The organism is Psychrobacillus sp. FSL K6-4615 (assembly GCF_038008225.1).
Taxonomy (GTDB): domain Bacteria; phylum Bacillota; class Bacilli; order Bacillales_A; family Planococcaceae; genus Psychrobacillus; species Psychrobacillus psychrotolerans.
The window spans coordinates 1731349-1744017 of the sequence record NZ_JBBOYQ010000001.1; the positions used below are offsets into that span (position 1 = coordinate 1731349).

12 protein-coding genes are annotated in these 12669 nt (G+C 34.7%); 10 read left to right on the top strand and 2 right to left on the bottom strand.

What is annotated here, in order from left to right; genetic code table 11:
• The first annotated feature begins 253 nt into the window (after positions 1-253).
• The 6 genes from MKX53_RS08415 to MKX53_RS08440 all read left to right on the top strand — a co-directional run bounded on the left by MKX53_RS08415 (position 254) and on the right by MKX53_RS08440 (position 5224).
• Entirely contained in the window at positions 254-475 is a 222-nt protein-coding gene (locus MKX53_RS08415; protein ID WP_340910579.1) for a YozE family protein, read from the top strand.
• Positions 476-546: 71 nt separating this feature from the next.
• Positions 547-1251, top strand: a complete 705-nt coding sequence (gene deoD, locus MKX53_RS08420; protein WP_093534383.1) for a purine-nucleoside phosphorylase — start codon at positions 547-549, stop codon at positions 1249-1251.
• A 143-nt stretch (positions 1252-1394) separates the two neighbouring features.
• Positions 1395-2876, top strand: a complete 1482-nt coding sequence (locus MKX53_RS08425; protein ID WP_340910582.1) for a lmo1851 family serine protease — start codon at positions 1395-1397, stop codon at positions 2874-2876.
• Between the two features lie 64 nt (positions 2877-2940).
• The gene (locus MKX53_RS08430) at positions 2941-3846 is read left to right on the top strand and encodes a CobW family GTP-binding protein (protein WP_340910585.1); all 906 of its coding nucleotides are present in this window, start codon (positions 2941-2943) and stop codon (positions 3844-3846) included.
• A complete protein-coding gene (locus MKX53_RS08435; RefSeq protein ID WP_340910587.1) occupies positions 3839-4099 on the top strand; it encodes a hypothetical protein in 261 nt (86 codons plus the stop codon). Before MKX53_RS08430 ends, MKX53_RS08435 begins: the two co-directional genes overlap by 8 nt.
• 159 nt (positions 4100-4258) lie before the next feature.
• Positions 4259-5224: a CAP domain-containing protein gene (locus MKX53_RS08440; RefSeq protein ID WP_340910588.1), complete on the top strand. Its 966-nt coding sequence runs from the start codon at positions 4259-4261 to the stop codon at positions 5222-5224.
• Positions 5225-5446: 222 nt separating this feature from the next.
• Here the strand turns inward: MKX53_RS08440 and MKX53_RS08445 are convergent, their stop codons facing one another.
• Positions 5447-6790 carry an MATE family efflux transporter gene (locus MKX53_RS08445; protein ID WP_340910590.1) on the bottom strand — a complete coding sequence of 448 codons (1344 nt, stop codon included), beginning with the start codon at positions 6788-6790 and terminating at the stop codon, positions 5447-5449.
• Between the two features lie 46 nt (positions 6791-6836).
• Between MKX53_RS08445 and MKX53_RS08450 the strand changes: the two genes are divergently transcribed.
• Positions 6837-7913 carry an undecaprenyldiphospho-muramoylpentapeptide beta-N-acetylglucosaminyltransferase gene (locus MKX53_RS08450; protein WP_340910593.1) on the top strand — a complete coding sequence of 359 codons (1077 nt, stop codon included), beginning with the start codon at positions 6837-6839 and terminating at the stop codon, positions 7911-7913.
• Between the two features lie 37 nt (positions 7914-7950).
• On the opposite strand, the gene MKX53_RS08455 is transcribed toward MKX53_RS08450, so the two are convergent.
• A complete protein-coding gene (locus MKX53_RS08455) occupies positions 7951-8496 on the bottom strand; it encodes a GNAT family N-acetyltransferase (protein ID WP_340910595.1) in 546 nt (181 codons plus the stop codon).
• A 358-nt stretch (positions 8497-8854) separates the two neighbouring features.
• On the opposite strand from MKX53_RS08455, the gene MKX53_RS08460 reads away from it, so the two are divergent.
• From MKX53_RS08460 to MKX53_RS08470, 3 genes are all read left to right on the top strand, one after another.
• Positions 8855-10507, top strand: a complete 1653-nt coding sequence (locus MKX53_RS08460; RefSeq protein WP_340910597.1) for a diguanylate cyclase domain-containing protein — start codon at positions 8855-8857, stop codon at positions 10505-10507.
• A 68-nt stretch (positions 10508-10575) separates the two neighbouring features.
• Positions 10576-11253, top strand: coding sequence for a response regulator transcription factor (locus MKX53_RS08465; protein ID WP_340910599.1), 678 nt, complete (start codon positions 10576-10578; stop codon positions 11251-11253).
• Positions 11250-12626, top strand: a complete 1377-nt coding sequence (locus MKX53_RS08470) for a HAMP domain-containing sensor histidine kinase (protein WP_340910601.1) — start codon at positions 11250-11252, stop codon at positions 12624-12626. Before MKX53_RS08465 ends, MKX53_RS08470 begins: the two co-directional genes overlap by 4 nt.
• Positions 12627-12669: the final 43 nt, after the last annotated feature.

The window sequence follows — 12669 nt, forward strand, 5'->3', positions numbered from 1 at the left end:
TATTATCCTTTTTCTTTAATCTTTTAAAAAGAGATAAAGGATTTTCCCGTTTAGCTTTTTCTTTACTCGTTCGGTTCCTTTTTAAAGAGGGGAATTTAAAGGATTTCAAATTCCTGGTAGTATTACTTCTCAATTAGACCAATCCTTTCAATATGTCAAACTATTATCACTTTTAAGTTTACTTGTTTTAGTTTGAATTATCTACATTTTTTTAATTTTTTATAAGTCTTCAGGGCTAAAGGAGGGAAATTTTATGAGACAATCGTTTTATTTATTTGCTTTAAAGTATCGTGGGGGTCAAAAGGATGATGAAAAGGCAGTATTTGCTAATAGCATGTTTAACCACCACGATTTTCCAAAAGCAGAAACTTCTTTCGATAAAGTTTCGTTATATATAGAAGAGCTAGCAGATCCGAATATGCCTGCAACTATATTTGATGAAATATGGGAGTATTATATAGAGGATTCTAAGTAGCAAGTTCATTGCAATTATAGGAAAAAAACGGTATCATTAAGCCGAAACGTATTAGAAATGAGGTTATTTAAATGAGTATTCATATTAATGCTAAAAAAGGTGAAATTGCAGACACAATCCTATTACCGGGAGATCCACTACGTGCGAAGTATATTGCGGAAACATTCTTAGAAGATGTTGTCCAGTATAATGAGGTTCGTAACATGTTTGGATATACGGGAACTTATAAAGGAAAACGTATTTCTGTACAAGGTACAGGAATGGGAGTACCATCTATATCTATTTATGTTACAGAATTGATGAATGAGTATGATGTGCAAAAGTTAATCCGAGTTGGAACTTGTGGTGCAATCCAAAAAGATGTGAAAGTGCGTGATGTAATTCTTGCTCAAAGTGCATCTTCAGATTCATCTATGAACAAAGTTCTTTTGGATGATATAAGTTTTGCTCCAACAGCTGACTTTGACTTACTGTATAAAGCATATAATGCAGGCAAAGAAGCTGGATTGAATTTAAAAGTTGGGAATGTATTTACAGCTGATTTATTCTACAATGAGAACGCACAAAATGAGAAGTGGGCGGACTACGGAGTTCTTGCTGTAGAAATGGAGACAGCAGCTCTTTATACACTTGCTGCTAAATTTGGACGTCAAGCATTATCTGTTTTAACAGTTAGTGATCATATTATCACGGGAGAAGCAACTTCTTCTGAAGAGCGTCAAACAACGTTCAATGATATGATTGTAGTTGCATTAGAAGCTGCAATTCAAGACTAACTACTACTATTAGCTTTGAATAAGATAACAATCATAAATAGACTGTCATCTATATGACAGTCTTTTTTAAAATAATACGATGACTTAAAATATTAAATATTACATACATTATTTAAAGAAGTTTTTTGAAAAGGGTGAAGGATTTGGACGAACAAAAACAAAATAACGAAGAAGAATTTACAGAAATAAAACCAGCATCCAAATATATTAAAATGAAACCATTTGTTTTCCTATTAACTATTTTTGCTCTTGTTGTAGCAACAGCAGCTGTTACACTGATTGCGTTAACATGGGGGGATGAAAAAGTTGTAAATGTAAATGCAGGTGATAAGAGTGAGCGATCTGAGTTCTCTAAATTGTATTTGGCTTACGATAAATTAGAAGAAGAATATTATAAAGAAGTAGATGAAGAAGCCGTGATTAATGGCGCTATTAACGGGATGATTGATGCTTTAGAAGATCCATATTCCGATTATATGAACCAGGATGAGGCTTCTCAATTCAATGAAAATATATCTTCGAGTTTTCAAGGGATAGGTGCAGAGATTCAAGAAGTAGACGGAGTTATTAATATCGTGTCACCTATTAAAAACTCGCCTGCTGAAAAAGCAGGGCTGATGCCAAATGATAAAGTTATGGCAGTAGATGGAAAAGATATTAAAGGATTTAGTGCTTCCGAAGCAGTATTACTTATTCGTGGTAGTAAAGGAACAGAAGTAACACTATCTATACAACGTGGTACAAATGCTGTAATGGATGTAACAATTGTCCGTGACGATATTCCAATTGAAACGGTATATGCAGAAATGTTGGATGATCAAGTGGCGCATATTATTATATCGAGTTTTTCAACAAACACATATGATGAGTTGTTAAAAGCGATTGATGCCATGGAAAAAGAGGGCATGAAAGCGTTAGTGCTTGATGTTCGTCAAAATCCAGGAGGTTTACTATCTTCTGCGATAGATATTTCTAATCTCTTTGTAGAAGAAGGAAAGAACTTACTGCAAATTGAAATTCAGGATAACAAAGAGGTTACAGTAGCTACCGATGGAACTCGTATCAAAGTACCTGTTACATTAATCATTGATGAAGGTAGTGCTTCAGCTTCAGAAATATTGGCTGGTGCCTTAAGTGAATCTGCAAATGTACCATTAGTAGGCTTAAATTCTTTTGGTAAAGGGACTGTACAAACAGTAAATGATTTACCGGATGGTTCTAATATTAAAATTACAACTGCTAAGTGGTTAACGCCAGAAGGAAACTGGATTCATGAAAAAGGGATTCTTCCAGATCATGTTGTGGAATATCCATCCTATGCTATGTTACCACCTCTAGATACTACTGTAACATTGAAAACTAACCAATCCTCCGAAGCAGTTCAAACTGCTGAAGAAATGTTAAAGGCAGTTGGATATGATGTAGGTGAAGTAGATGGTAACTATGACGCAGAGATGAATGCTGCTGTGAAAAAGTTCCAGACCGACAACAAACTTACAGTTTCTGGTGATATAGATGGCGATACTTCTTATCAATTGATGAATTTACTTAGAGAGAAAATTTTAGAAGAAGATCCTCAGTTGTTAAAAGCGCAAGAAGTTGTGAAAGATTTGTTAAACAAATAAAGAGTTGGATGAAAGCTGGCCTATACGGTCAGCTTTTTCAACGAGATTAAGGGAGTTTAAAATTATGAAGGATGTCTATTTACTTAGTGGGTTTTTAGGAAGTGGGAAAACTTCTTTATTGTCACATTTAATTGAACAAATGAAAGAAAAGGGTTTAAAGCCAGCAGTAATCATGAATGAATTAGGAAAATTACCATTTGATAGTCGATCAGTGGATGAAGATGTTCCTATTAAAGAGATGTTAGAAGGATGTATATGCTGTACAGGTTCTGAAAAAATGGAGGCACAGTTGCAAATGTTATTAGAGGGAGAAGTGTTTGATGTCCTCTTAATCGAAACTACTGGTGCAGCTCATCCAGTCGAAGCAATGGATGCCGTGTTATCCCCTTATTTTGCAAATAGATTAAATATGAAGGGTATTATTACAGTAGCAGATAGTAAAAGATGGCTTGAGCGTGACAAAATGACCCCTCAAACACGTATGTTATTTATGGAGCAGATAAAACATGCGCATTTAATACTAGCAAATAAAATAGATCTTCTTTCTGAAGATGAAGTAGCTACGGTAACGATGCAAATTCAAGGTTTTAATAGTCACGCTCCTATTATTCAGACTTCTAACGCAAAATTGCCATTGAATATGATTACAGGTCTAGAAGCAACTTATCGTGGTCAAGAAGTTAAACAAGCGGCAATAGGTAAGCAACTGACCTTATCCTCCCGCTTACATACTTTTTCGGAGCCAGTGGAAAAAGAAGTGTTCGAACAATGGGTAAAAGAACTCCCAGATACGGTCTATCGTATGAAGGGTTATGTACCATTAGTAGGCTATAAAAACCCTTTTCTGTTTCAGTATGCATATGGTATGGTGCAATGGTTGCCAGAATATATAAAAATAGAGCCACAGATTGTAATCATTGGAGATCAGGTAGAAGCAATCACTGTAATTGGAAATACGCCAAATGATTAGTGCGTTTCAGTTACTCTACCAAAATCGTCACTCCGTTAATAATATACAAACTGTTGAAGAGGTTAGAACTATTATTCGGTCTGAGTTATTGGACGAATTTACTCATCCTAGAGCTAGGGTATCTATTCAACAGAAGTATAAATTGGCACTCGATCGTATTAGTAATAGTACGCTATCGGTCAGCCAAAAACAGATGATGAATGAACTGTATAACGAAGAATATAAAAAACTGTCAACCGATTGTAAAAGCTAATATTTTAGCATAGTGGATAAGTTATCCATAATTCTTTGCTAGACTTGTAGATTTTAAAGAAAAAAATATTCTATTGGATTCATTGGTATATTTTATGTGAAAATTTCATTCAATTTTGTGTTTACAATAGGGGAGCACAAAAGAAGGAGGAAATGAAACATGAATAAAAAACATACGATTATGGCTGGAGTATTAGCTAGTGGATTATTAATCTCTGCCAGTACAGCTAGCGCATCTATGAATACTGGGTTTTCACCAACTACTTCCGAGGCAAAAACATCCATTGTATTTAATGGGGAAGTTCCAAAAAATCTTTCTTATAAAGTAAAATGGAATTACAATATGCAGTTATCTTTTGCAAAGCTTCTAAATCTTAAGGATGTTTCTAAGATTAATATAGGCCAAGTAGTGAACAAACCAGTAGCTAAAGAAGATGAAAAACAAACAGAAGAAAAAGCGCCGGTTCCTGTAGTGGAAAAACCAGCAGAACCAGCTAAAAAACCAGTAGTGGTAACCCCAGCTAAACCAGCTGAAGAAAAACCTGTAGTAAAAGAACCAGTTCAAGAAAAGCCAGTTGTTAAAGAACCGGTAAAAGAAACTCCTGCAGTACAAGAACCTACAGTTCAAAAACCTGCAGTACAACAACCAGCACCTACAGTAAAAGAACCTGTAGTGCAAAAACCAGCACCTACAGTAAAAGAACCTGTAGTGCAAAAACCAACAACTGAAGTGAAAGATGATGTTAAAGTTACTTCTGAAATTCAGCAAGTGGTGAATTTAACTAACCAAGAACGTGCTAAAGCCGGGTTGAAAGCACTTCAAATCGATACAAAACTTACTCAGTCTGCACAAGCAAAATCTCAAGATATGAAAAATAAAAATTATTTCTCACATACAAGCCCAACATACGGTTCACCATTTGATCAAATGAAATCAATGGGAATTACGTATAAATCGGCTGCAGAAAATATCGCAATGGGTCAACGTAACGCAGCTGAAGTTGTAGACGCGTGGATGAAATCTCCTGGTCATAAAGCTAATATTATGAACGGCTCATTTACACATATTGGCGTAGGTTTATCAGATAGTGGTTATTATTGGACACAGCAATTTATCGGTAAATAATTAACACACAAAAAAGCGACGCCTATGCGTCGCTTTTTGTGTATGTATTATTTGGCGCGTAGTTTGCTGTGATTTGATTTGTCTGAGTATCGTTTTATTATTCGAACAGTACTTGCAGTTCACTGAAGGTTCACAAACGTTGCTCCACACGTTACTTACTATTCGTGGATATTGACTTGGGAAAAGTGGAAGCTTAGGGATATACATCGGAGCTGTGCACTTTTACTTCATTTTCTTCTGTAAATAAACAAGTCTTATCGTAAGTGTTATAGCCCCTATAGTTAATCCTACAATCAATCCAATCCAATAACCAAAGCGCTCAAACGACGTATAATTGGCTAGAATATAACCGGTTGGTAAGCCAATAATCCAATAGGAAATAATCGCCATAATAAAGGTGATCGTCACATCTTTATAACCACGTAATGCTCCTTGGACAGGCGCTTGAATCGCATCAGACAATTGGAACAATGCGGCGAAGAAGAAAAACTGAACGGTCAATTCGATTACATACTTATCATTCGTATATACAGAGGCTATTTGTTCTCTAAATAACAACAATATCGAAATAGAAACTAAGCTAAAGCAAATTGCTGTTGCAACGCTCAACCAACTATAGGTCCTAGCATCAGCGAATCGATTTGCCCCTATTTCATGACCGACTAGTATAGTTGCCCCCATGGCAATGCTAAGAGGAACCATATAAAGCAGTGAAGTAAAATTCATCGCTATTTGATGAGCGGAAATAACCTCGGTTGAATATACACTCATTAGAATGGTAACTGCAGAAAATATAGTGGTTTCTGCAAATAGAGATAAACCTATCGGCACTCCAATCTTCATGAGCATCCTTATTTTCACTAAAGAGGGTTTAGTCCATCTGTGAAAGATTTGTAATTCTGCAAATGGGTTACTCCGAAGTACGATAATAATGGCGATCAGCAATATAAGCCAGTATGTAATCGCAGAGGCAAGTCCTGCTCCGACTCCCCCTAACTCTGGTAAGCCCAATTTACCGTAAATAAGTAGGTAATTTAAGACAATATTAATGGGAGCAGATACTAAGATGATAAACATAGACACTCTTGTTTTCCCTAATGCATCGATAAACGACCGCAAAACGCTATACAAAAATAACGGAATTAGTCCAATGCACAACATCAATAAATATTTCTTTGCTACGATGCGTACACTAGCTTCAAGAGGTATTAAATTTAATACAGGGTCAATGACTAGGAAAATACCTACAAAAACAACGATTGCAAGCAATATTCCAATATAAAAACCCTGATGAACAAAGGTACGTACATCTTTCTTCTTTTTTGCTCCGATTAATTGTGCTACAATTGGCGTAATGCCTATTAATATACCGGTTAAGGCGGTATATACAGGTACCCATAAAGAGGAACCAATAGAAACACCAGCTAAATGGGTAATGCTATATTTACTTGTCATCAGGATATCAAAGAAGGTCATCAAATAGAGTGCAATTTGCGTGATTAATATGGGTAAAACGATCTTAATCATATACTTACTTTTTTCTGGTAGAGTTCTCATTTCGTGCATGTTGGCATACATCCTTTAAAGTTATAAATTAGTTAGGAGATTATTAATGAATAATAACACAATAGTATTAACGGGTGGAGGGACGGCTGGTCATGTTTCGTTAAATGAAGCCATAATACCCGAGTTAATAAAGAAAAAATACGATATCCATTATATTGGTTCTTATAATGGAATAGAGAAAACAATTATCGGGGATAAATTCCCTAATATTCCGTATCACCCAATTTCTAATGGGAAGTTAAGACGTTACTTTTCCATAAAAAACTTTTCTGATCCATTTAAAGTGTTGTATGGAACAATGCAGGCCATTACTGTGCTAAAAAAAGTAAAGCCTTCTGTTGTATTTTCTAAAGGAGGTTTTGTATCTGTACCGGTTGTACTGGCAGCGAAGCTTTCCAATATACCAGTTGTCATTCATGAATCAGATTTAACTCCAGGGCTTGCCAATAAAATTGCATCGTCATTTGCAGAACATATTTTTACTGTATTCGAAGAGACAATTAAGCATTTACCGGCAAACAAGGCTTCATCTATTGGAGCGATACTGCGTCCTGATTTATTTCATGGTGATGAAAAAATTGCAGAACAGTTAACTGGTTTCGATGCATCAAAAGAAACAATTATTGTCATGGGTGGTAGTCAAGGCTCTGCAAAGATCAATGAAGTAATCAAACAGAATATTGAGCAATTGACAAAAAGATTTCAAGTTATTCATCTATGTGGAAAAGGCAATAAAGATGAGCTATTAGTCGGGAAACCGAACTATATCGCTTTTGAATATGTAACCAATGAATTACCACATTTAATGAAAATATCTAATTATGTAATTAGCCGAGCTGGTTCGAACTCTATATTTGAGTTTTTGGAACTGAAAAAACCGATGTTACTTATTCCTTTATCCGTTCATGCGAGTAGAGGGGATCAGGTTTTAAACGCTAAATATTTTGAGAAAAAAGGATTTGCTACTATATTAGAAGAGGAAGATCTTACAGCTACAACTTTTATGGACTCTTTTAATCGACTTGTAGATGAAAAAGAAGAAATGATTGATCGAATGTTCGAGGTTAATGCTTCTAAAACGCCTGAACAATTTGTTGACCTATTATTAACTTACCAAAAATAAAAAACTCCCGTCACTTCAAAAAGTGACGGGAGTTTTTTTACATTGCTTGTTCTTCTTCGTTTTCTTGTTGCATTAGTACTAAGTGGAACAAATCTTTCGGTATATAGTAAAGATCAAATACTTCTTCTGTCTTGTTAACCTCTGCATAGATAGAAGGATGAGATTCATTAGCTTTTAATGCATATCTAAGTTTTTCTGTTGCACGAATACTTTTACTATTACTTTTTCGAATACGTAAAAAAACAGTTTGTATATCTAATTCAAAGAAAATTTCCTGCAAAAATTGTTCTTTAGCTTTTTTATTGTAGCCGAGACCTTGAAACGAACTGCCAATCCAAGTGCCTAAAAATCCTGCTCCATCATCTACATCAAACAGATTTATAGTGCCAATTGGTTGGCCAAAATCACTAATAATGGTACGAGAAATAACAGTGCCTTTTTCTTCTTCTTCCATTAACTGTTTGGTCATAAACCAATATTCGTCAGCAGAATTTGCTTTTTGACGTACGAAAGGCAAAATGGTTGGATCTGACATTAGTTCATAAAGAGATGTACATTCAAATAAATCTCGTTTTTTTATCAAAAAAAGCGCCCCCTAAAAGAACCCATAAATGAGCATAGTCATCCTAGTTCCCCTGAAATTTTTCACTTCAACGTGCATAAAAAATTTCGGGGTAGGAATCGAACCTACTAGGACCAGCTCAAAACTGGTGGCGCACCATTTGCCTTCCCTCGGCAAAGCGAACTTTGCCTTATAAAATTATTTGCATTAATAATATACTAATTTTTTTTGGTTTTGCATAGTAGAAAGTATTTTAAAAATAATTAAATTTTTGTAAAAATTTTTTCAATTAATAGATGAAAGATACTTGTAAGTTTCTACATAAATACATATGATTAATATAGCAAAGTATAGAACTCGATTGGAGCTTTTAAAATAGATGTCTAAGTCCTTTTTAAACCATACTCAATTCCATTTATTATATGATTTATCTGATGAATATGTGTTCGTTATGAGAAAAGAAGATTCTACTTATGTATATGAGTTTATTAATAAAAAAGCAGCTGAACTATTCTCAGAGAATCCGATAGGGAAAACTTTAGATGAATGCTTTAGTGAATTTCATACCAGAACGATTATTCAACAATATAATCGTGCGTGTGCTCAAAAAGGGTCTGTTTGCTACCAAGATCATCATTGTGTACAAAATGGAACACATATTAACGAAACAACTGTTATTCCTATTTTTGATAATGGGTACACCTATATTCTCGCAATGACTAGAGAAGTTTCACGAACACAAGATTTAAGAGAATCTACCTATCTTTTAGAGATATATCGAGAAGCTATCAATGAAGTTGCACTTGTTGCCATGACCAATCAAAAAGGAATAATTGAAGTAGTAAACGATTTGTTTGAAAAGACTACGGGGTTTAAAAAGGAAGAAGTAATCGGGAAATCCTTTCACATGTTAAATTCTAACTATCATGATGAATCTTTTTTTAAGGACATGTGGGACACCATCAGTAATGGACATATTTGGAATGGTCAAATACGTAATCGAACGAGAGACGGCTCTTTTTTCTGGGTAAATGCCATTGTTGTTCCTAAAAAAGATGATTTAGGGGAAATTGAAAAGTTCTTAACGGTACAATTTGATAACACGGAAAAGAATCGTATGTTAAAGGAATTGCGCAATATTGAACGTTACTTTAAGTTAATCACGGAGCATTCAAATGATTTAATTGCTATTACGGATGCGGATGGATACTTGCTTTATTCCTCACCTAGTCATGAAACTATCTTAAATTACGATAAAGAAGAGTTACTTGGTAGTTATTACTTTAATCTTATCGCTGATCAAACGGAAGCTGTGAGTTTCTCCAAGATAAAAATGTTAGATAATTTTCGATTAGAACTTCTCCTTAAAAAAAAGAATGGAAAGTCGATTTGGACTGATACTTCTGTGACGTCCGTGGAGAGTACAGTAGACGATTGTAAGGAAAAGTCGTTTGTTATAGTATCTCGTGAAATAACAGAAAAGAGAGCTTTAGAAAACCAGCTAAAGTTTATGGCTTATCATGATAGTTTAACTAGTCTACCAAATAGACGTTCCTTTTATGAAGATCTTCCTGAATATATTTCTTCCGCTTGTTCAGCGTTTCCGAATGTAGGCTTACTATATATAGATGGTGATAATTTTAAGGCTATAAACGATCAATATGGGCATGATATAGGGGATCAGTTTCTAACTTATTTCGCTGAAAAGCTTCAAATAAGCTTGGACTATAAGTTTAATGTATATCGTATCGGTGGAGACGAATTTGTCATAATTGTTGATCAGATCAACGACTATGTAAATGGCAGAAGCAATGGTTTGGATAAAATTGTTCAATCTATACAAGAAAACTTGCGTAAAGGCTGGACAATAGATGACTTTTACTTTTCACCTACCTCTTCTATAGGAGTTGCTATGTTCCCAGATGATGGCTCATCAGTAGACGAGCTTTTAGATAATGCAGATCAAGCGCTTTATATAGCCAAGAAGAATGGAAAAAACAATTATATATATTCCAATACCGTTCATTCATAATGGAACGGTTTTTTCTTGATTTAGGTTATGCTATACAATATAAAACCAAAATGGAAGGGGCTGAGGATATGACGCAACAACATATTCTTTTAATAGAAGATGAAGTAAATATTGCTAAATTTGTGGAACTTGAGTTAAAGCATGAAAATTTTCAAGTTACTGTTTCTCATGATGGACGGGAAGGGGCAGATTTGGCACTTAATCATACTTATGACTTTATGTTAATCGATGTTATGTTACCAAATTTAAACGGTTTAGAAATATGCAGAAGAGTACGTAGGAAGAAAAGTACTCCTATTATTCTAATCACGGCTAGAGATGCAATTATAGATAGAGTTTCTGGGTTAGAGTCAGGTGCGGACGATTATATTGTAAAACCTTTTGCTATTGAGGAATTACTAGCTAGAATACGAGCTGTACTGAGAAGAATAGAGCCATCTGAAGAAAAAGTGAAAAACGAGTTGTCGATTAAGGGACTAACTGTTGAGCAAAAAGCGCATCAGGTCTTCTATGAGGGAAAAGAAATTGAGTTAACAAAAACCGAGTACGATATGCTGGTGTATTTAATGGAGAATTTTAATATGGTATTGACTAGAGATACCATTTTGGAAAAAGTATGGGGCTATGATGTAGAGGTAGAAACAAATGTGGTGGATGTATACATAAGGCATCTGAGAAAAAAACTTCCTGCCGAAATTGCAGCCCTAATTGAAACGGTTAGAGGCGTAGGATATGTGATGAGATGATGAAAAAATGGACTTTACAACGTAAGTGGACTTATGCCTCAGCAATTTCTATATTTTTAAGTTTCCTTATGATGTGTATTATTTTATATTTTTCGCTCTTTAATTGGCTGCAAATTTCGGAGGAGAAAACTGCTCAAAATACATTGGATGAGGTTACTCACTTTTTTCAATCGAATGGTCCAATCATCTCCATACAAGACATTCAAAAAAACAGAACATTACTCAATCAGCTGGTCAATCAACAACAATCCATTCGCGTATTGAATAACGATGGTATTGAAATTCTAAGAATCAATGATGCCAGTGATTTTCCAAAGTCATTTACACTTCAAACAGAGGAATTTATTAGAGAAGAAATTAATGGTCATATAACTTTTCATAAACTGGAGGAATTAGACTTTGGTTTGTTTAAAGGATACGTACAAATCTCTCATAGTTTAGATAGCTTTTCTCAGCTCATGAATTATATATTAATAGCCATGGGAATATTTGCGCTAATTGCGCTTGTCCTCTCGGCTTTAGTAGGGTATATGTTGTCTTCGGTTTTGTTGAAACCTATTAAAGAATTACGAGATGAAATGCAGCTTGCAAAACAGACTAAGTTTTCTAAATCAGGCAGTTTCGTCTACAACAATGAAGATGAAATCGGAGAGCTTTTGAAGATTTATAAGGAACTAATGGATGAAGTATCGACAACCATTTCGAGACAAGATGAATTTATCCATAATGTATCTCACGAATTGCGTACCCCAGTACAAGTAGTGGAAGGACATTTATCATTGTTGAATCGATGGGGAAAAGAAGAGCGTGCCATTTTAGATGAGTCTTTAGAAATATCGCTTACAGAAATTCAAAAAATGAAGTTATTAATCGAGGAAATGTTAAAATTAGCAAAAAATGAGCATCATACGATGAAGGAAGCTACTTCCGTAATATCTGTGCTTCATGAGTTGCAACAAAACTACTTCCATCTATCACCGGAGACGATAATTGAAATTAAAGGAGAAATGCAAGTAAAAGTTCCTGTTCCGCCTACAGCTCTTGAGCAAATTCTGCGTAATCTAATAGAAAATGCGATAAAATATAATGACAAGAAACCATTTATTAAAGCAACAGTTATTTGTAATATGGACCATGTCCAGATTACAGTTGAAGATAACGGAGTAGGTATTGAAAGAACATTGTTACCTAAAATTTTCGAGCGTTTCTTTATCGTTGATGAAGCTAGAACCAAACGTAGAGGTGGATCTGGTTTGGGATTAAGTATAGTAAAAAGTCTAGTAAATGAATACGGGGGAACCATTTCTGTGGATAGTGAAAAAGGAAAATGGACAAAATTTTACATTTTATTCCCTAAATTAACAAGTGAATAATCATTCAGTAGCATTGTAAAAAAAATATGACGAATTACTGAAT

Excerpts from the sequence above, each read along its gene's own strand:
- MKX53_RS08415 (WP_340910579.1), top strand. The coding sequence starts at position 254 with ATGAGACAATCGTTTTATTTATTTGCTTTAAAGTATCGTGGGGGTCAA.
- MKX53_RS08450 (WP_340910593.1), top strand. The coding sequence starts at position 6,837 with ATGAATAATAACACAATAGTATTAACGGGTGGAGGGACGGCTGGTCAT.
- MKX53_RS08465 (WP_340910599.1), top strand. The coding sequence starts at position 10,576 with ATGACGCAACAACATATTCTTTTAATAGAAGATGAAGTAAATATTGCT.
- MKX53_RS08445 (WP_340910590.1), bottom strand. The coding sequence starts at position 6,790 with ATGCACGAAATGAGAACTCTACCAGAAAAAAGTAAGTATATGATTAAG.
- MKX53_RS08460 (WP_340910597.1), top strand. The coding sequence starts at position 8,855 with ATGTCTAAGTCCTTTTTAAACCATACTCAATTCCATTTATTATATGAT.
- MKX53_RS08440 (WP_340910588.1), top strand. The coding sequence starts at position 4,259 with ATGAATAAAAAACATACGATTATGGCTGGAGTATTAGCTAGTGGATTA.
- deoD (WP_093534383.1), top strand. The coding sequence starts at position 547 with ATGAGTATTCATATTAATGCTAAAAAAGGTGAAATTGCAGACACAATC.
- MKX53_RS08470 (WP_340910601.1), top strand. The coding sequence starts at position 11,250 with ATGATGAAAAAATGGACTTTACAACGTAAGTGGACTTATGCCTCAGCA.
- MKX53_RS08435 (WP_340910587.1), top strand. The coding sequence starts at position 3,839 with ATGATTAGTGCGTTTCAGTTACTCTACCAAAATCGTCACTCCGTTAAT.
- MKX53_RS08430 (WP_340910585.1), top strand. The coding sequence starts at position 2,941 with ATGAAGGATGTCTATTTACTTAGTGGGTTTTTAGGAAGTGGGAAAACT.